26 protein-coding genes are annotated in these 15,824 nt (G+C 72.4%); 14 read left to right on the forward strand and 12 right to left on the reverse strand.

Annotated elements, in window-relative coordinates; all coding sequences use genetic code 11:
* Positions 1-132: 132 nt before the first annotated feature.
* The 9 genes from F7Q99_RS40150 to F7Q99_RS40190 form a co-directional block, all read right to left on the reverse strand.
* The gene (locus tag F7Q99_RS40150) at positions 133-576 is read right to left on the reverse strand and encodes a hypothetical protein (RefSeq protein ID WP_153471975.1); all 444 of its coding nucleotides are present in this window, start codon (positions 574-576) and stop codon (positions 133-135) included.
* Between the two features lie 61 nt (positions 577-637).
* The gene (locus F7Q99_RS40155) at positions 638-835 is read right to left on the reverse strand and encodes a KOW motif-containing protein (protein ID WP_153471978.1); all 198 of its coding nucleotides are present in this window, start codon (positions 833-835) and stop codon (positions 638-640) included.
* Between the two features lie 57 nt (positions 836-892).
* Positions 893-1,135 (reverse strand): hypothetical protein, encoded by a 243-nt coding sequence (locus tag F7Q99_RS40160; RefSeq protein WP_153471981.1) that lies wholly within the window; start codon positions 1,133-1,135, stop codon positions 893-895.
* Between the two features lie 19 nt (positions 1,136-1,154).
* Positions 1,155-1,334 carry a hypothetical protein gene (locus F7Q99_RS40165; protein WP_153471984.1) on the reverse strand — a complete coding sequence of 60 codons (180 nt, stop codon included), beginning with the start codon at positions 1,332-1,334 and terminating at the stop codon, positions 1,155-1,157.
* Between the two features lie 68 nt (positions 1,335-1,402).
* Positions 1,403-1,636 carry a hypothetical protein gene (locus F7Q99_RS40170; protein WP_153471987.1) on the reverse strand — a complete coding sequence of 78 codons (234 nt, stop codon included), beginning with the start codon at positions 1,634-1,636 and terminating at the stop codon, positions 1,403-1,405.
* 2 nt (positions 1,637-1,638) lie between these two features.
* Positions 1,639-2,697 carry a protein spdB gene (locus F7Q99_RS40175; protein ID WP_153471990.1) on the reverse strand — a complete coding sequence of 353 codons (1,059 nt, stop codon included), beginning with the start codon at positions 2,695-2,697 and terminating at the stop codon, positions 1,639-1,641.
* Positions 2,694-3,116 (reverse strand): hypothetical protein, encoded by a 423-nt coding sequence (locus F7Q99_RS40180; protein WP_153471993.1) that lies wholly within the window; start codon positions 3,114-3,116, stop codon positions 2,694-2,696. Before F7Q99_RS40180 ends, F7Q99_RS40175 begins: the two co-directional genes overlap by 4 nt.
* The gene (locus F7Q99_RS40185) at positions 3,113-3,328 is read right to left on the reverse strand and encodes a hypothetical protein (protein ID WP_153471996.1); all 216 of its coding nucleotides are present in this window, start codon (positions 3,326-3,328) and stop codon (positions 3,113-3,115) included. The genes F7Q99_RS40180 and F7Q99_RS40185 overlap by 4 nt, the downstream gene beginning before the upstream one ends.
* On the reverse strand, positions 3,325-3,480 hold the full coding sequence (locus tag F7Q99_RS40190) for a hypothetical protein (RefSeq protein WP_153472163.1): 156 nt from the start codon (positions 3,478-3,480) through the stop codon (positions 3,325-3,327). Before F7Q99_RS40190 ends, F7Q99_RS40185 begins: the two co-directional genes overlap by 4 nt.
* A 163-nt stretch (positions 3,481-3,643) precedes the next feature.
* Between F7Q99_RS40190 and F7Q99_RS40195 the strand changes: the two genes are divergently transcribed.
* From F7Q99_RS40195 to F7Q99_RS40205, 3 genes are all read left to right on the forward strand, one after another.
* Positions 3,644-3,937: a hypothetical protein gene (locus F7Q99_RS40195; RefSeq protein ID WP_153471999.1), complete on the forward strand. Its 294-nt coding sequence runs from the start codon at positions 3,644-3,646 to the stop codon at positions 3,935-3,937.
* A complete protein-coding gene (locus F7Q99_RS40200; protein ID WP_326847577.1) occupies positions 3,934-4,176 on the forward strand; it encodes a pRL2-19 in 243 nt (80 codons plus the stop codon). The genes F7Q99_RS40195 and F7Q99_RS40200 overlap by 4 nt, the downstream gene beginning before the upstream one ends.
* 173 nt (positions 4,177-4,349) lie before the next feature.
* Positions 4,350-7,067, forward strand: a complete 2,718-nt coding sequence (locus tag F7Q99_RS40205; protein ID WP_153472385.1) for a DUF927 domain-containing protein — start codon at positions 4,350-4,352, stop codon at positions 7,065-7,067.
* On the opposite strand, the gene F7Q99_RS40210 is transcribed toward F7Q99_RS40205, so the two are convergent.
* The 3 genes from F7Q99_RS40210 to F7Q99_RS40220 all read right to left on the reverse strand — a co-directional run bounded on the left by F7Q99_RS40210 (position 6,950) and on the right by F7Q99_RS40220 (position 10,694).
* Positions 6,950-9,988 carry a DUF927 domain-containing protein gene (locus F7Q99_RS40210; protein WP_153472387.1) on the reverse strand — a complete coding sequence of 1,013 codons (3,039 nt, stop codon included), beginning with the start codon at positions 9,986-9,988 and terminating at the stop codon, positions 6,950-6,952. The genes F7Q99_RS40205 and F7Q99_RS40210 overlap by 118 nt on opposite strands.
* 173 nt (positions 9,989-10,161) lie before the next feature.
* Entirely contained in the window at positions 10,162-10,404 is a 243-nt protein-coding gene (locus F7Q99_RS40215; protein ID WP_326847577.1) for a pRL2-19, read from the reverse strand.
* Positions 10,401-10,694: a hypothetical protein gene (locus tag F7Q99_RS40220; RefSeq protein WP_153471999.1), complete on the reverse strand. Its 294-nt coding sequence runs from the start codon at positions 10,692-10,694 to the stop codon at positions 10,401-10,403. The genes F7Q99_RS40215 and F7Q99_RS40220 overlap by 4 nt, the downstream gene beginning before the upstream one ends.
* Before the next feature lie 164 nt (positions 10,695-10,858).
* Here F7Q99_RS40220 and F7Q99_RS40225 point away from each other — a divergent pair, with 164 nt between their 5' ends.
* From F7Q99_RS40225 to F7Q99_RS40275, 11 genes are all read left to right on the forward strand, one after another.
* Positions 10,859-11,014 (forward strand): hypothetical protein, encoded by a 156-nt coding sequence (locus F7Q99_RS40225; protein ID WP_153472163.1) that lies wholly within the window; start codon positions 10,859-10,861, stop codon positions 11,012-11,014.
* Positions 11,011-11,226 carry a hypothetical protein gene (locus F7Q99_RS40230; RefSeq protein ID WP_153471996.1) on the forward strand — a complete coding sequence of 72 codons (216 nt, stop codon included), beginning with the start codon at positions 11,011-11,013 and terminating at the stop codon, positions 11,224-11,226. The genes F7Q99_RS40225 and F7Q99_RS40230 overlap by 4 nt, the downstream gene beginning before the upstream one ends.
* Entirely contained in the window at positions 11,223-11,645 is a 423-nt protein-coding gene (locus F7Q99_RS40235) for a hypothetical protein (protein ID WP_153471993.1), read from the forward strand. Before F7Q99_RS40230 ends, F7Q99_RS40235 begins: the two co-directional genes overlap by 4 nt.
* Complete coding sequence (locus F7Q99_RS40240) at positions 11,642-12,700, forward strand: protein spdB (protein ID WP_153471990.1); 1,059 nt, start codon at positions 11,642-11,644, stop codon at positions 12,698-12,700. Before F7Q99_RS40235 ends, F7Q99_RS40240 begins: the two co-directional genes overlap by 4 nt.
* 2 nt (positions 12,701-12,702) lie before the next feature.
* Positions 12,703-12,936 (forward strand): hypothetical protein, encoded by a 234-nt coding sequence (locus F7Q99_RS40245; protein ID WP_153471987.1) that lies wholly within the window; start codon positions 12,703-12,705, stop codon positions 12,934-12,936.
* Between the two features lie 68 nt (positions 12,937-13,004).
* Positions 13,005-13,184: a hypothetical protein gene (locus tag F7Q99_RS40250; protein ID WP_153471984.1), complete on the forward strand. Its 180-nt coding sequence runs from the start codon at positions 13,005-13,007 to the stop codon at positions 13,182-13,184.
* Positions 13,185-13,203: 19 nt separating this feature from the next.
* The gene (locus F7Q99_RS40255; RefSeq protein ID WP_153471981.1) at positions 13,204-13,446 is read left to right on the forward strand and encodes a hypothetical protein; all 243 of its coding nucleotides are present in this window, start codon (positions 13,204-13,206) and stop codon (positions 13,444-13,446) included.
* A 57-nt stretch (positions 13,447-13,503) separates the two neighbouring features.
* Positions 13,504-13,701, forward strand: coding sequence for a KOW motif-containing protein (locus F7Q99_RS40260; RefSeq protein ID WP_153471978.1), 198 nt, complete (start codon positions 13,504-13,506; stop codon positions 13,699-13,701).
* A 61-nt stretch (positions 13,702-13,762) separates the two neighbouring features.
* Entirely contained in the window at positions 13,763-14,206 is a 444-nt protein-coding gene (locus F7Q99_RS40265; RefSeq protein WP_153471975.1) for a hypothetical protein, read from the forward strand.
* A gap of 161 nt (positions 14,207-14,367) precedes the next feature.
* Positions 14,368-15,327: a hypothetical protein gene (locus F7Q99_RS40270; protein WP_153472389.1), complete on the forward strand. Its 960-nt coding sequence runs from the start codon at positions 14,368-14,370 to the stop codon at positions 15,325-15,327.
* Positions 15,273-15,824, forward strand: a 552-nt coding sequence (locus F7Q99_RS40275) for a hypothetical protein (RefSeq protein WP_153472391.1), incomplete at its 3' end; no start/stop codon positions are given. The genes F7Q99_RS40270 and F7Q99_RS40275, both read left to right, overlap by 55 nt.

Consider the following 15,824-nt stretch of genomic DNA (forward strand, 5'->3'; position numbering starts at 1 on the left):
GAGCCTGCTGCCGGGCGGGCGTCACCCCCGCCCGGCGTCCCCTCGTTGATCAGAGATCAGCAGGTGATCTGTCAGTGTGCGCGCCACCTGCGACAGATGGCCCACGGATTTCGGTTCTTCTCGGTCACCCGTTCAGCGGGTGCCGTGCTCCGCGTGCCACGGGCACGGGTCCTCCGGCGGGCACGGGCCGCAGCCCGGCGGGACGTTGTGCCAGTGCCAGTACTCCTGGCGGACGTAGGCCCGGGTCCCACCGGGGGCGTCCCACTCGATGCTGTCCGGGCCGATCGGACCCTGGACGTCCTCCGGGTGAAGCCGGTCGCGCTGCTGGAGCGCGTACGCCGCCGACTCGGCGAGTAGGCCGTCCAGCTCGGTCCGGCTCCGCCACCACCGCCGGTCGGCCAATGCCGCCTCCCGGAGGGCGATCTCCCGGCAGCCGTCCAGCTCCGGATCTTGGGAGAGCCGGGCCAGCACCTCCGCCTCCTGGTCCAGGTCGGGGGCGTCCGCGTAGGCCTCGGCCGCTGTGGGGGCGGTGAACGCCGGGTAGTGGTGCAGCGTTCGGCGCGGGGTCTCACTCATCAGGGGGTCTCTCCTTCGTGCGGGAGGGGCGGCCGGTGGGCCTCCCCTGGTGGGTGGTCGGTCAGGCCCGGTCGGCGGGGCCGATCCGGCGCAGGTCGGCGGGGCGGACGCGCGGCAGGGAACAGAACGCCTCGGCCAACCAGCCGATCAGCCCCCGGATCTCGACGTCCTCCGGCCCGACCCAGACGACCCGGCCCCGACCACCGGCGTACCGGCCCGAGGTCACCTCGACCTCGTCGCCTACCTGGATGCTGCTCATGTCGTGCTCCTCTCTGGTGGGGCGGGGCGGGCCCGGCCGGGCCCGCCCCGGGGTTGGTCAGAGGGCGGTGAGCCCGGCCTGACGGATCAGCGCCTCGATCTCCTGCGTGGTGACGGTCGGCCCGGACGCGTCCAGGAATCCGGCGGCGGTCATCTTGGCGTTGGCCTCCTCGGCCAGGACCTGGAGCGGGGCCGTGAAATCCGTCGCACGGGCCCGCCGCGCGGGGTCCAGGGCGACGACGGCGAGTGCGGTACGGAGCCGCTGGAAGGCCACGAGCGCTTCGCGGGTGGTGGTGTCCATGGGGATCTCCTCGGGGTGGTTAGCGGATGACGCTGACGATGTGGGTGGAGCTCATACGGCGGGTGCCCCTGTCGGTCACCACGTCGATCCGGCCAGCAGCGACGCCGGTCACGATGTGGTCAACGACCGCCCCGGTGTCCCGGAGGGTGTCGCCCGCCCGCAGGCCGATCGGGGTGGTCTTGATCACGGACTTGCGCATGGTGCTCTCCTTCGAGGTGGTTCGGGTAGTACGGGGCGGGCCCCCTCGGGCCCGCCCCTGATGGTCGATCAGAACCAGCGGTTCGCGCGGCGCTCGGCCTGGGCCTTCGCCTTCGCCTCCCGGGCGTCCTGCTTGGCCTTCTCGCGGGCGGCGTCCTCGGCCTCCTCGCGGGCCACCGCCTCCGCCTGGATCTCGTCGATCTTGGCGCCGATCTTGGCGCGGTCGCCCCCGGCGGCGGCCCGGCCGACCAGCCAGGCGAGCTTGGCCTTCTCGGCGGTGGTGTAGTAGCGCGGCTCGGCCATGGTCAGCTCCTCCCGGCGGCGAACCCGAAGCCGCCGGCCTTGGTGTTGGTGGGGGTGTTCCTCGTGCTGCGGATCTCCCGGGCGACCGTGTCCGGCCGCACCGGCTTCGTCGTCCTGGCGCTCACCCAGGCCGTCACCGCTTTTGGGTCGTCGCCGACCTCCGCCACGGCGAGGCGGACCAGGGAGGCCACGCTCGCGGCCTTCGGCGCCGGGGCTCCGGCGCTCACCGAGGCAACGAGGTTGGCCGGGAGCGGAAGCTGCTCGGTCTCCGGGCGGGGACCGCCGGACGGCTGCGTGGCGCTGACCTGGGCGGTAGCGGGCTGCGGGCGGATATCCGCCGGGTCTCCGCCGGAGAGAACAGCGGTCGGGCGGAGCGCGGAGACCGGCGTCCACACCGGCAGCTCCCAGGCGGGCGCCGCCGGGGCGCCCAGCCGCTCCAACACCGGCGCCTGGTCCTCCTGCCCGTTGACCTCCGCCAACTCCTGCCAGGCGCCGGAGAGGCGCTCGGCGGCCTTCGACTGGGCCTTCGCCACGGCCGCTCCGGCCCGGGACAGGGAGTCCATGCGGGTCCGCTCGCCGTGGGTCTGGGCGTTGAGCACCGCCCGGGAGATCGCCGCGTTGTCGCGGGAGTCCTGGAGGACCCGGCGGATCTCCGACTTGGCCTTCGGGCTGATCTCCGTCGACTCCCACACGCCGTGGAGCCACCAGAGCGATTTGGCGGCGAGCGGGAGCCAGGCGACCGCGAGCCACCCGGCGGTGTGAGGGCTGGTCAGCGCGTGGACGACCAGCATCCCGGTCGTCAGCGCCCCGAACATCCAGCCCAGCGCGGTGACCTTGGCGTTGTGGTCGCCCTGCCCCGCCAACCGGCGTTCGTAGGAGAGGGCGGCGAGCCAGGCGCCGTCGTAACCCAGGCCGATCACCAGCGCCAGGGCGAGCGGCATCACGCCGTTGAGCCACAGGGCCACCACGGCGACGGTCAGCACCGCCGAGACGACGGTCACCGCCAGAGCCGGAGCCGCGAGCCAGGCCCGGCCCGCCGTGCGTCGCAGAGAGGTGTTCATCGGGCACCGTCCTCGAACTCCACGGCCAGCACCAGCGCCTCGTTCCAGCGGTCGCAGTCGGCGAGCATCACGGCGGTGGAGGTGCAGCCGCAGGTACCGGCCCAGTGGGCGGCGGCGGCCTTCTCCTGGATGGCGAACAGCGCGCTCTCCTCGGCCCGCCGCAGCCAACCGGCCAGCAGCTCGAAGGAGCCGAGCAGCATGCCGACCGCCACCAGCTCGGCCACGACCAGCTCCGCCCAGAACGGCGCGTCGAAGTGGGCCATGAAGGCACCGGCCGCACCAGCGGCGGCGGCGGCGAACAGCGCGGCCACCAGGACGGCCAAGCGCTGCGGGGTGAGGGCCCGCCAGACGAGGCCGGCCTTCGGGGCCTTCGGCTGGGGGGCGGGCTTCTGGACGGGCGTGCCACCGGCGTAGCTCATCGGGCACCCCCGACGATCGCGGCGGCCTGGGCGAGCTGGGTGAAGGTCTGGGCCAGCTGGGCCTGGGCGGCCCCGAGGGCGACCAGCGCGGCCCGCCCCTCGTTGGTGTGCCCCATGCCGCTGGCGGCGTTGGACAGCGTCGCGTCGGCCCGCTCCGCGAGCTGGAGACCGCGCCGGAGCATCTGGGCGGCGAAGTCGCGGTCGTCGCTCATCGGGCACCGTCCTGGGGCCAGATGACGCTGATGCCGGAGCCGCGCTCCAGGACGACCGGCTCGGGGGCCGGGGCCGGGGTCGGCTCGGGCGCCGGGGACGGGTTCGGGGCGGGGGCGGGCACGGACGTGCCGGGCCCCTGGGTACGATCCATCACGGATCGCCCTCCTGTCGTCTCAGGGGGTGGTCAAGGCCCTGAGCAGGTGTTTGCCGCACCGGCTCGGGGCCGCTCCCGTTTGGGAACGGCTCCACCATGACACGTTATTTCGCAGCGCACAAGTGTGTTGCGTAGCGAGTCATGACGGTATGATCCCCGCATGGACATTCCGGAGGTAGCACAAGCTGCCGCACTCGCAGAGGTAGCAAAGCTGGGTCACGACAGGGGCGAACTGCTACGGCAGGCGGACGAGTTGCTGACCCGCATCAAGCCCGCCGCCGTGAAGGCCGTACAGGCTGGCGCGGGGCGCAACCGCGTACGAGAGCTGGCGGGAGTCTCCACCACGCTCTGGTACGAGTGGCTGGACGAGGCGGGCATCCAGGTCCGCCCCAGGGCGGCGAAGAAGACCGCCACGAAGAAGGCCACTACCAGCCGGAAGCGGGAGACCTCGTGACCGACCGCCTGCCCCAGCCCGCCGACATGTCGCACGCGATGCTGATCGGCCTCTTGATGCACCTCGGCGGCAGCTTCGACATGCCCGCCGACGCCCTCTCGGTCGATGCCCTCGGCACGCCGGACGGCACGTTCCACGCCGTTGAGCTGGGGATCTTGGAGGATGGGCAGGTTCGCCTGTCCGTCGTTCCCCGGCCGCACGGAGAGGGTGCAGGACTCCAGTTCCGCAACGGGGAGTAACCTCAGCCCCACGAACGGCGATTGACCCCACACAAGACGAAACCCGCCCCCCGGACCCTCACTTGGTGCCGTAACCAGGAGAGGGGTCGTAATCCGGAAGGCGGGCCCTAGACGGTGTCGAGTGTAGGTGACCACGCGTCCCGACACACCATGGCACCGGGAGAGGGCGTACCTTGCCCACCCGAAAGAAGTCGGCCCCGATCCCCCGCCAGCAGGGCGAGGGCACCGTTTCCCAGCTCGACCGTGACGGCGTTCCGGCGGGCTGTATCCAGATCCCCGGCATGCGGCTGGGGTGGTTCTACCGCCTGAACGACCGGATGGTCCTGCACCAGCACCGGCCTGGGTCCCCGCTGCTGCACGTCGGGCAGGCGCCGAAGGTCACCTCCGTGATCGCGCACCTGACCGACGACGGCGAAGACATCCGCACTGAGTACCTGGTCGTCGGCCGCCGTCAGCGTCGCCCCCGGATCATCACGGAAGACGAACTCGACCGGGGCACCTGGGCGTCGAAGACCGGCAGCCGCCGGCCGACCGGCCCGGACGAGAAGCACGCGTTCGCCAAGGCCATGCGCATGCAGGCGGAGGACGCCCCCGAGGTCCCCGCCCGCACGTACTACACCGACGAGGGCGACCTCGTGCTTCCCGAGGCGGACGCCCAGCTCTACGGCTACGGCACCCTGTGCGGGTCCGAGAAGGCCGCCCGCGACGCGTGGGAGGAGACCGGCGCGTACGCGGTCGTGGACCCCAAGGCCGCGCTGGTGATGGGCGCGATGTTCTCCGGCCCGATGCTCGATTCCCTGGGCGTGCTGGCGCACATCCTGAACCTCCACGGGCCCGGCCAGCAGGGCAAGTCCACGATGATGTTCGTCTGCGCGGCCCTGTTCGGGAACATCAAGCCGCGCCGACAGCGGCTGCTGATGACGTGGAACGCCAGCAAGCAGGGCATCACCCAGGACCTGCGCGGGCGCGGCTACCTGCCGCTGTGCCTGGACGAGCACAGCAGCAGCGGGCGCACCCCGCAGCAGTCCAGCTCGGAGTTCTCCCAGATCTGCGCGGGCTGCCTGCGCTCGACCGGCACGGTCGACGGCGGCATCCGGGAGATGGACGGCTTCTGGCTGTCGATCCTGCTGTCCAGCTCCAACCTGCCGTTGAAGTTCGAGGGGCAGACCGAAGACCTGGCCTCGCGCCTGCTGGAGATCAAGGCGCCGTTCTTCCCGAACGCGTGGGTGGACCTGGACGGCAACGCGGTCGGCGCCGACCACAAGGGCGCCGAGCACGTCTCCAAGCGACTCAAGCGACTGGCCAGGGACCACGGCGGGTGGCCGCTGGAGTGGGCCCGCAAGGCTGGCGCCTTCACCGCCGAGAAGCTGAAGGAGGCCCGGCGGGCGCACCTGGAGCTGTGCGCCAAGTACATGCCGCGCAACGGCGGTATCCCCGACACGATCGCCGAGATTCACATGGCGTGGGTGGTCGGCGCTCACGTCCTGGGCGAGGCCATCGGCGTGCCGGGCCTGGGCGAGGCTGCCGAGCGCGCTGCCGCCGAGCGGCTGAAGGCGGCGATCGAGGCTGCGGCGGAGACGAACGTGCCGGAGGGCGAGCTGCTGTGGCGGGCGCTGGACGCGATGCGCCTGGACGTTGCGGCGTTCCCGGAGATGGAGGAGCTGCCCCGGGCCGCTGCTGGCGGGGTCAAGCCGCGCGGGTTCTACCGCGTCGACCGGCACGGCCAGCAGGAGTGGTGGGTGCTGGACCCGGTGGTGAAGGAGGCCGGGGACAAGGGTGGCGTCGTCAACCTCACCTCCGCGCTGCGGCAGCTCGATGAGGTGAAGGTGCACGTACGGGGCGAGGGCGCCAACGTGCTGCGGCGGGTGCCGAACTTCCTGCGGGACAAGCCCGTCACCCAGCGGATGCACTGCTTCAACCTCGGTCCGGCGCAGGAGCTGTTCGGCGGACCGCTCGACCTCGATGACGACGGCGACGACGGCCACGACGGCCAGGGCGACGGCGGCACGGACCACCAGGAGTCGGGCGAGGTGCCCGGCGGCGAGACGGCGTTCGTGCCGACGCAGGTCGAGCTGTCGCTGTCCGCGCCCGAGGCGGAGCCGGTGCCGACCGTGGCGGCCGGGCTGCCCGCGCTGGTTCGGGAGGTGACCGAACCTCGGTGGGACGAGCTGGTGGACGGGAAGTTCAGCGCGGCGAAGGTCGGCGTGCTGGCGGGCACCGGGCTGCACCTGCCCAACATGCGGCCGGTGCCGGTGCCCATGCCGGGCAGCGTGGAGGAGACCTACGCGCTCATGGCGGCGTACGACGTGTGCACCCTGTACGTCCACGCCAGCGCCATCGGGGCCATGGGGCTGCCCGCCTACGACATCACGGTGTACGGCGAACTCGTGGCACCGCACGAGCACCCGTGGGCCACCCCCGTGGCGGGCGGCGTGGTCGAGCGCGTCGAGCCCGCCGGCCTTTCGTTCTGGATGACCGCCATCCCCGGCGACGGCGAGCGGCGCCACATCTCCATCCCGGCCTACGACCCGTCCCGCCTGGAGGACTCCTTCGGCTCCGCCGTCGACGGCGCGCAGCTGCTCGAAGCGGTGATGCTGTTCCTGCTGTCCAGCCGGGGCAAGGGCAAGCGCCCCAAGGTGGAGCGGTACTACCGCAACGTCAACATGACCGCCATGGGCTACGCCGGGATGACCGCCGACCTGGCCCGGTGCGAGGCGATCCGGCTGGAGACCATCCCCCAGTTCACCGCCGGGCAGCGGCTCAAGCCGATCCTTCACCTCGGGTGGAACCGGCGCATGGAGCCGCCGGAGCGCGACATGAAGTGGCTGCACCGGTACGACAGACCGCCGCGTGGCTGTCCGCCTGGTCGAACACGCCGCTCGGGGCGGTGAGCCGACCCACACCCGGCGCGGAGTCGACCGAAGGCTTGGCGCGTCGACGGTCCGCCCTGCTCCCGGCCACCAGCCGCCTTCCTCGGCCGTGCGGAGCTGGAAGGTGGGCAGGCCGGGCAGCCCGAACCCGGGCGCCTCCGCCACGCGCCAAAGGCCGGCCTTCTTCGGGTCGAACTCCGCGCCGTCCGGGTAGTGGGTCGGCTCACCGACCCGAGCGGCGTGTTCGACCAGGCGGACAGCCACGCGGCGGTCTTGTCGTACCGGTGCAGCCACTTCATGTCGCGCTCCGGCGGCTCCATGCGCCGGTTCCACCCGAGGTGAAGGATCGGCTTGAGCCGCTGCCCGGCGGTGAACTGGGGGATGGTCTCCAGCCGGATCGCCTCGCACCGGGCCAGGTCGGCGGTCATCCCGGCGTAGCCCATGGCGGTCATGTTGACGTTGCGGTAGTACCGCTCCACCTTGGGGCGCTTGCCCTTGCCCCGGCTGGACAGCAGGAACAGCATCACCGCTTCGAGCAGCTGCGCGCCGTCGACGGCGGAGCCGAAGGAGTCCTCCAGGCGGGACGGGTCGTAGGCCGGGATGGAGATGTGGCGCCGCTCGCCGTCGCCGGGGATGGCGGTCATCCAGAACGAAAGGCCGGCGGGCTCGACGCGCTCGACCACGCCGCCCGCCACGGGGGTGGCCCACGGGTGCTCGTGCGGTGCCACGAGTTCGCCGTACACCGTGATGTCGTAGGCGGGCAGCCCCATGGCCCCGATGGCGCTGGCGTGGACGTACAGGGTGCACACGTCGTACGCCGCCATGAGCGCGTAGGTCTCCTCCACGCTGCCCGGCATGGGCACCGGCACCGGCCGCATGTTGGGCAGGTGCAGCCCGGTGCCCGCCAGCACGCCGACCTTCGCCGCGCTGAACTTCCCGTCCACCAGCTCGTCCCACCGAGGTTCGGTCACCTCCCGAACCAGCGCGGGCAGCCCGGCCGCCACGGTCGGCACCGGCTCCGCCTCGGGCGCGGACAGCGACAGCTCGACCTGCGTCGGCACGAACGCCGTCTCGCCGCCGGGCACCTCGCCCGACTCCTGGTGGTCCGTGCCGCCGTCGCCCTGGCCGTCGTGGCCGTCGTCGCCGTCGTCATCGAGGTCGAGCGGTCCGCCGAACAGCTCCTGCGCCGGACCGAGGTTGAAGCAGTGCATCCGCTGGGTGACGGGCTTGTCCCGCAGGAAGTTCGGCACCCGCCGCAGCACGTTGGCGCCCTCGCCCCGTACGTGCACCTTCACCTCATCGAGCTGCCGCAGCGCGGAGGTGAGGTTGACGACGCCACCCTTGTCCCCGGCCTCCTTCACCACCGGGTCCAGCACCCACCACTCCTGCTGGCCGTGCCGGTCGACGCGGTAGAACCCGCGCGGCTTGACCCCGCCAGCAGCGGCCCGGGGCAGCTCCTCCATCTCCGGGAACGCCGCAACGTCCAGGCGCATCGCGTCCAGCGCCCGCCACAGCAGCTCGCCCTCCGGCACGTTCGTCTCCGCCGCAGCCTCGATCGCCGCCTTCAGCCGCTCGGCGGCAGCGCGCTCGGCAGCCTCGCCCAGGCCCGGCACGCCGATGGCCTCGCCCAGGACGTGAGCGCCGACCACCCACGCCATGTGAATCTCGGCGATCGTGTCGGGGATACCGCCGTTGCGCGGCATGTACTTGGCGCACAGCTCCAGGTGCGCCCGCCGGGCCTCCTTCAGCTTCTCGGCGGTGAAGGCGCCAGCCTTGCGGGCCCACTCCAGCGGCCACCCGCCGTGGTCCCTGGCCAGTCGCTTGAGTCGCTTGGAGACGTGCTCGGCGCCCTTGTGGTCGGCGCCGACCGCGTTGCCGTCCAGGTCCACCCACGCGTTCGGGAAGAACGGCGCCTTGATCTCCAGCAGGCGCGAGGCCAGGTCTTCGGTCTGCCCCTCGAACTTCAACGGCAGGTTGGAGCTGGACAGCAGGATCGACAGCCAGAAGCCGTCCATCTCCCGGATGCCGCCGTCGACCGTGCCGGTCGAGCGCAGGCAGCCCGCGCAGATCTGGGAGAACTCCGAGCTGGACTGCTGCGGGGTGCGCCCGCTGCTGCTGTGCTCGTCCAGGCACAGCGGCAGGTAGCCGCGCCCGCGCAGGTCCTGGGTGATGCCCTGCTTGCTGGCGTTCCACGTCATCAGCAGCCGCTGTCGGCGCGGCTTGATGTTCCCGAACAGGGCCGCGCAGACGAACATCATCGTGGACTTGCCCTGCTGGCCGGGCCCGTGGAGGTTCAGGATGTGCGCCAGCACGCCCAGGGAATCGAGCATCGGGCCGGAGAACATCGCGCCCATCACCAGCGCGGCCTTGGGGTCCACGACCGCGTACGCGCCGGTCTCCTCCCACGCGTCGCGGGCGGCCTTCTCGGACCCGCACAGGGTGCCGTAGCCGTAGAGCTGGGCGTCCGCCTCGGGAAGCACGAGGTCGCCCTCGTCGGTGTAGTACGTGCGGGCGGGGACCTCGGGGGCGTCCTCCGCCTGCATGCGCATGGCCTTGGCGAACGCGTGCTTCTCGTCCGGGCCGGTCGGCCGGCGGCTGCCGGTCTTCGACGCCCAGGTGCCCCGGTCGAGTTCGTCTTCCGTGATGATCCGGGGGCGACGCTGACGGCGGCCGACGACCAGGTACTCAGTGCGGATGTCTTCGCCGTCGTCGGTCAGGTGCGCGATCACGGAGGTGACCTTCGGCGCCTGCCCGACGTGCAGCAGCGGGGACCCAGGCCGGTGCTGGTGCAGGACCATCCGGTCGTTCAGGCGGTAGAACCACCCCAGCCGCATGCCGGGGATCTGGATACAGCCCGCCGGAACGCCGTCACGGTCGAGCTGGGAAACGGTGCCCTCGCCCTGCTGGCGGGGGATCGGGGCCGACTTCTTTCGGGTGGGCAAGGTACGCCCTCTCCCGGTGCCATGGTGTGTCGGGACGCGTGGTCACCTACACTCGACACCGTCTAGGGCCCGCCTTCCGGATTACGACCCCTCTCCTGGTTACGGCACCAAGTGAGGGTCCGGGGGGCGGGTTTCGTCTTGTGTGGGGTCAATCGCCGTTCGTGGGGCTGAGGTTACTCCCCGTTGCGGAACTGGAGTCCTGCACCCTCTCCGTGCGGCCGGGGAACGACGGACAGGCGAACCTGCCCATCCTCCAAGATCCCCAGCTCAACGGCGTGGAACGTGCCGTCCGGCGTGCCGAGGGCATCGACCGAGAGGGCGTCGGCGGGCATGTCGAAGCTGCCGCCGAGGTGCATCAAGAGGCCGATCAGCATCGCGTGCGACATGTCGGCGGGCTGGGGCAGGCGGTCGGTCACGAGGTCTCCCGCTTCCGGCTGGTAGTGGCCTTCTTCGTGGCGGTCTTCTTCGCCGCCCTGGGGCGGACCTGGATGCCCGCCTCGTCCAGCCACTCGTACCAGAGCGTGGTGGAGACTCCCGCCAGCTCTCGTACGCGGTTGCGCCCCGCGCCAGCCTGTACGGCCTTCACGGCGGCGGGCTTGATGCGGGTCAGCAACTCGTCCGCCTGCCGTAGCAGTTCGCCCCTGTCGTGACCCAGCTTTGCTACCTCTGCGAGTGCGGCAGCTTGTGCTACCTCCGGAATGTCCATGCGGGGATCATACCGTCATGACTCGCTACGCAACACACTTGTGCGCTGCGAAATAACGTGTCATGGTGGAGCCGTTCCCAAACGGGAGCGGCCCCGAGCCGGTGCGGCAAACACCTGCTCAGGGCCTTGACCACCCCCCTGAGACGACAGGAGGGCGATCCGTGATGGATCGTACCCAGGGGCCCGGCACGTCCGTGCCCGCCCCCGCCCCGAACCCGTCCCCGGCGCCCGAGCCGACCCCGGCCCCGGCCCCCGAGCCGGTCGTCCTGGAGCGCGGCTCCGGCATCAGCGTCATCTGGCCCCAGGACGGTGCCCGATGAGCGACGACCGCGACTTCGCCGCCCAGATGCTCCGGCGCGGTCTCCAGCTCGCGGAGCGGGCCGACGCGACGCTGTCCAACGCCGCCAGCGGCATGGGGCACACCAACGAGGGGCGGGCCGCGCTGGTCGCCCTCGGGGCCGCCCAGGCCCAGCTGGCCCAGACCTTCACCCAGCTCGCCCAGGCCGCCGCGATCGTCGGGGGTGCCCGATGAGCTACGCCGGTGGCACGCCCGTCCAGAAGCCCGCCCCCCAGCCGAAGGCCCCGAAGGCCGGCCTCGTCTGGCGGGCCCTCACCCCGCAGCGCTTGGCCGTCCTGGTGGCCGCGCTGTTCGCCGCCGCCGCCGCTGGTGCGGCCGGTGCCTTCATGGCCCACTTCGACGCGCCGTTCTGGGCGGAGCTGGTCGTGGCCGAGCTGGTGGCGGTCGGCATGCTGCTCGGCTCCTTCGAGCTGCTGGCCGGTTGGCTGCGGCGGGCCGAGGAGAGCGCGCTGTTCGCCATCCAGGAGAAGGCCGCCGCCGCCCACTGGGCCGGTACCTGCGGCTGCACCTCCACCGCCGTGATGCTCGCCGACTGCGACCGCTGGAACGAGGCGCTGGTGCTGGCCGTGGAGTTCGAGGACGGTGCCCGATGAACACCTCTCTGCGACGCACGGCGGGCCGGGCCTGGCTCGCGGCTCCGGCTCTGGCGGTGACCGTCGTCTCGGCGGTGCTGACCGTCGCCGTGGTGGCCCTGTGGCTCAACGGCGTGATGCCGCTCGCCCTGGCGCTGGTGATCGGCCTGGGTTACGACGGCGCCTGGCTCGCCGCCCTCTCCTACGAACGCCGGTTGGCGGGGCAGGGCGACCACAACGCCAAGGTCACCGCGCTGGGCTGGATGTTCGGGGCGCTGACGACCGGGATGCTGGTCGTCCACGCGCTGACCAGCCCTCACACCGCCGGGTGGCTCGCGGTCGCCTGGCTCCCGCTCGCCGCCAAATCGCTCTGGTGGCTCCACGGCGTGTGGGAGTCGACGGAGATCAGCCCGAAGGCCAAGTCGGAGATCCGCCGGGTCCTCCAGGACTCCCGCGACAACGCGGCGATCTCCCGGGCGGTGCTCAACGCCCAGACCCACGGCGAGCGGACCCGCATGGACTCCCTGTCCCGGGCCGGAGCGGCCGTGGCGAAGGCCCAGTCGAAGGCCGCCGAGCGCCTCTCCGGCGCCTGGCAGGAGTTGGCGGAGGTCAACGGGCAGGAGGACCAGGCGCCGGTGTTGGAGCGGCTGGGCGCCCCGGCGGCGCCCGCCTGGGAGCTGCCGGTGTGGACGCCGGTCTCCGCGCTCCGCCCGACCGCTGTTCTCTCCGGCGGAGACCCGGCGGATATCCGCCCGCAGCCCGCTACCGCCCAGGTCAGCGCCACGCAGCCGTCCGGCGGTCCCCGCCCGGAGACCGAGCAGCTTCCGCTCCCGGCCAACCTCGTTGCCTCGGTGAGCGCCGGAGCCCCGGCGCCGAAGGCCGCGAGCGTGGCCTCCCTGGTCCGCCTCGCCGTGGCGGAGGTCGGCGACGACCCAAAAGCGGTGACGGCCTGGGTGAGCGCCAGGACGACGAAGCCGGTGCGGCCGGACACGGTCGCCCGGGAGATCCGCAGCACGAGGAACACCCCCACCAACACCAAGGCCGGCGGCTTCGGGTTCGCCGCCGGGAGGAGCTGACCATGGCCGAGCCGCGCTACTACACCACCGCCGAGAAGGCCAAGCTCGCCTGGCTGGTCGGCCGGGCCGCCGCCGGGGGCGACCGCGCCAAGATCGGCGCCAAGATCGACGAGATCCAGGCGGAGGCGGTGGCCCGCGAGGAGGCCGAGGACGCCGCCCGCGAGAAGGCCAAGCAGGACGCCCGGGAGGCGAAGGCGAAGGCCCAGGCCGAGCGCCGCGCGAACCGCTGGTTCTGATCGACCATCAGGGGCGGGCCCGAGGGGGCCCGCCCCGTACTACCCGAACCACCTCGAAGGAGAGCACCATGCGCAAGTCCGTGATCAAGACCACCCCGATCGGCCTGCGGGCGGGCGACACCCTCCGGGACACCGGGGCGGTCGTTGACCACATCGTGACCGGCGTCGCTGCTGGCCGGATCGACGTGGTGACCGACAGGGGCACCCGCCGTATGAGCTCCACCCACATCGTCAGCGTCATCCGCTAACCACCCCGAGGAGATCCCCATGGACACCACCACCCGCGAAGCGCTCGTGGCCTTCCAGCGGCTCCGTACCGCACTCGCCGTCGTCGCCCTGGACCCCGCGCGGCGGGCCCGTGCGACGGATTTCACGGCCCCGCTCCAGGTCCTGGCCGAGGAGGCCAACGCCAAGATGACCGCCGCCGGATTCCTGGACGCGTCCGGGCCGACCGTCACCACGCAGGAGATCGAGGCGCTGATCCGTCAGGCCGGGCTCACCGCCCTCTGACCAACCCCGGGGCGGGCCCGGCCGGGCCCGCCCCGCCCCACCAGAGAGGAGCACGACATGAGCAGCATCCAGGTAGGCGACGAGGTCGAGGTGACCTCGGGCCGGTACGCCGGTGGTCGGGGCCGGGTCGTCTGGGTCGGGCCGGAGGACGTCGAGATCCGGGGGCTGATCGGCTGGTTGGCCGAGGCGTTCTGTTCCCTGCCGCGCGTCCGCCCCGCCGACCTGCGCCGGATCGGCCCCGCCGACCGGGCCTGACCGACCACCCACCAGGGGAGGCCCACCGGCCGCCCCTCCCGCACGAAGGAGAGACCCCCTGATGAGTGAGACCCCGCGCCGAACGCTGCACCACTACCCGGCGTTCACCGCCCCCACAGCGGCCGAGGCCTACGCGGACGCCCCCGACCTGGACCAGGAGGCGGAGGTGCTGGCCCGGCTCTCCCAAGATCCGGAGCTGGACGGCTGCCGGGAGATCGCCCTCCGGGAGGCGGCATTGGCCGACCGGCGGTGGTGGCGGAGCCGGACCGAGCTGGACGGCCTACTCGCCGAGTCGGCGGCGTACGCGCTCCAGCAGCGCGACCGGCTTCACCCGGAGGACGTCCAGGGTCCGATCGGCCCGGACAGCATCGAGTGGGACGCCCCCGGTGGGACCCGGGCCTACGTCCGCCAGGAGTACTGGCACTGGCACAACGTCCCGCCGGGCTGCGGCCCGTGCCCGCCGGAGGACCCGTGCCCGTGGCACGCGGAGCACGGCACCCGCTGAACGGGTGACCGAGAAGAACCGAAATCCGTGGGCCATCTGTCGCAGGTGGCGCGCACACTGACAGATCACCTGCTGATCTCTGATCAACGAGGGGACGCCGGGCGGGGGTGACGCCCCGCCCGGCAGCAGGCTCCCCAAGGCAATGGAGAGGAGAGCACCACATGGCCATCCTGGCAGCCGCGAGAGGCGTCCACAGCGCCGTATCCGGCCTCGCTCAGGTGTCGCCCTCCGCGCACCCGTCCGGCCCCGCTACGGGCACCCCAGCGCCCGCCGGTAACGGCACCGGCAACGCCATCGCGGGCGCGATCTGGAGCGTCATCGAGTGGATCGGCAAGGTCACCCACCTGACCCCGCTCGGCGTGCTGCTGGCGCTCGGCGGGATCGGCTGGCTGATCAGCCAGATGCCGAAGCTGCCCAAGCGCACCGCCCAGCAGAAGGCGACCGACGAGGCGATCGGCAAGGCCGGAAAAGCCACCGCGGCTTGCCTCGGCCGGTTCCTCACCGGGCGCCCGATCAGCGCGAAGACCGCCGCCGCGAAGAAGGCCGGCGGAGCGTCGTTCTGGAACAACGCGCTGCCCGAGCCGGAGCCGCTGTCCGCGCCCCCGGCCGCGATGGGCGCCATCGCCCTGCCCGGCCCGGCGACCGGCCCCGACTTCCGCGAGGTCCTGGCCGACCGACTCACGGACTTCCAGGACTGGGTGGCCACCCTGCCGGTGCCCCGCCTCCTGGTGCAGCTCTCCGACGTCGGCACGATCGTGGCCTACTACCTGGCCGTGGCCGGGCGCTGGCTGGCCCGGGGCGTGCGCGGCGTGCTGATGCTGCCCGTCGCCCTGTGGCGCGGCGTGGCCTCCTACGGCCGGTGGGCGTACGTCTCCGTGCTGACCGTGCGCGCGGCCGTCCCGGGCGTGTGGGCCCTGTACGAGGTGGCCCGGGCCGCACCCAGGCCGGCCTTTTGGTGGTCGGCCTGGGTGCCGTGGTCGGCGCGGCCACCGGCCCGGACGGTCAGGGGCACTGGCACGCTCCCCGCCCCTCCGACGACAAGGTGTACGGCCCGGCCCTGTGGGCGATGCTCAAGGCCGCCCTGCACCTGGCCCCGGAGGCGCAGAAGGAGGAGTGGCTGACCATCCCGGACCGCCTGGAGGACGAGGGCGCCCAGGTGATCCTTGCGCTCCCGGAGCACTTCCTCGGCAGCCCCAGGGAGCGCCAGGGCCTGGACGAGATCGTGAACACCCGCCTGCCCGGCGACTGGGTGAGCGAGTGGCGCCTCATGGCCGGTGGCCACCGCGCGGTGTGGACCGCCCGGCGGGCGGCGCGGGAGCTGGTCGGCGACGAGGCGACGTACGGGCCGGCCTTGTGGCCGATCCTGCGCGACCGCCTCGGCCTGGACGAGGAGGCCGACCTGATGGAGGACTGGCTGACCATCCCGGCCGACCTCTCCGACCGCGAATCCATCGTGCGCCTGGTGCTCCCGCTGCACTTCGTCGGCGGGGAGCTGGACCGCACGGACCTGACCACCCTGATCAACCTCAAGCTGCCCGGGGACTGGGGTGGCGAAGTGGAGCATCAAGGCCGGGCAGCAGGACGGCGACCACTGGGTCGAGTGGACCCACCGACCCCG

Source organism: Streptomyces kaniharaensis (assembly GCF_009569385.1).
Taxonomy (GTDB): domain Bacteria; phylum Actinomycetota; class Actinomycetes; order Streptomycetales; family Streptomycetaceae; genus Kitasatospora; species Kitasatospora kaniharaensis.

What these genes read in the sequence shown, in the direction of transcription:
- F7Q99_RS40150 (WP_153471975.1), bottom strand. Translation starts at nt 576, where the DNA reads ATGAGTGAGACCCCGCGCCGAACGCTGCACCACTACCCGGCGTTCACC.
- F7Q99_RS40155 (WP_153471978.1), bottom strand. Translation starts at nt 835, where the DNA reads ATGAGCAGCATCCAGGTAGGCGACGAGGTCGAGGTGACCTCGGGCCGG.
- F7Q99_RS40160 (WP_153471981.1), bottom strand. Translation starts at nt 1,135, where the DNA reads ATGGACACCACCACCCGCGAAGCGCTCGTGGCCTTCCAGCGGCTCCGT.
- F7Q99_RS40165 (WP_153471984.1), bottom strand. Translation starts at nt 1,334, where the DNA reads ATGCGCAAGTCCGTGATCAAGACCACCCCGATCGGCCTGCGGGCGGGC.
- F7Q99_RS40170 (WP_153471987.1), bottom strand. Translation starts at nt 1,636, where the DNA reads ATGGCCGAGCCGCGCTACTACACCACCGCCGAGAAGGCCAAGCTCGCC.
- F7Q99_RS40175 (WP_153471990.1), bottom strand. Translation starts at nt 2,697, where the DNA reads ATGAACACCTCTCTGCGACGCACGGCGGGCCGGGCCTGGCTCGCGGCT.
- F7Q99_RS40180 (WP_153471993.1), bottom strand. Translation starts at nt 3,116, where the DNA reads ATGAGCTACGCCGGTGGCACGCCCGTCCAGAAGCCCGCCCCCCAGCCG.
- F7Q99_RS40185 (WP_153471996.1), bottom strand. Translation starts at nt 3,328, where the DNA reads ATGAGCGACGACCGCGACTTCGCCGCCCAGATGCTCCGGCGCGGTCTC.
- F7Q99_RS40190 (WP_153472163.1), bottom strand. Translation starts at nt 3,480, where the DNA reads ATGGATCGTACCCAGGGGCCCGGCACGTCCGTGCCCGCCCCCGCCCCG.
- F7Q99_RS40195 (WP_153471999.1), top strand. Translation starts at nt 3,644, where the DNA reads ATGGACATTCCGGAGGTAGCACAAGCTGCCGCACTCGCAGAGGTAGCA.
- F7Q99_RS40220 (WP_153471999.1), bottom strand. Translation starts at nt 10,694, where the DNA reads ATGGACATTCCGGAGGTAGCACAAGCTGCCGCACTCGCAGAGGTAGCA.
- F7Q99_RS40225 (WP_153472163.1), top strand. Translation starts at nt 10,859, where the DNA reads ATGGATCGTACCCAGGGGCCCGGCACGTCCGTGCCCGCCCCCGCCCCG.
- F7Q99_RS40230 (WP_153471996.1), top strand. Translation starts at nt 11,011, where the DNA reads ATGAGCGACGACCGCGACTTCGCCGCCCAGATGCTCCGGCGCGGTCTC.
- F7Q99_RS40235 (WP_153471993.1), top strand. Translation starts at nt 11,223, where the DNA reads ATGAGCTACGCCGGTGGCACGCCCGTCCAGAAGCCCGCCCCCCAGCCG.
- F7Q99_RS40240 (WP_153471990.1), top strand. Translation starts at nt 11,642, where the DNA reads ATGAACACCTCTCTGCGACGCACGGCGGGCCGGGCCTGGCTCGCGGCT.
- F7Q99_RS40245 (WP_153471987.1), top strand. Translation starts at nt 12,703, where the DNA reads ATGGCCGAGCCGCGCTACTACACCACCGCCGAGAAGGCCAAGCTCGCC.
- F7Q99_RS40250 (WP_153471984.1), top strand. Translation starts at nt 13,005, where the DNA reads ATGCGCAAGTCCGTGATCAAGACCACCCCGATCGGCCTGCGGGCGGGC.
- F7Q99_RS40255 (WP_153471981.1), top strand. Translation starts at nt 13,204, where the DNA reads ATGGACACCACCACCCGCGAAGCGCTCGTGGCCTTCCAGCGGCTCCGT.
- F7Q99_RS40260 (WP_153471978.1), top strand. Translation starts at nt 13,504, where the DNA reads ATGAGCAGCATCCAGGTAGGCGACGAGGTCGAGGTGACCTCGGGCCGG.
- F7Q99_RS40265 (WP_153471975.1), top strand. Translation starts at nt 13,763, where the DNA reads ATGAGTGAGACCCCGCGCCGAACGCTGCACCACTACCCGGCGTTCACC.
- F7Q99_RS40270 (WP_153472389.1), top strand. Translation starts at nt 14,368, where the DNA reads ATGGCCATCCTGGCAGCCGCGAGAGGCGTCCACAGCGCCGTATCCGGC.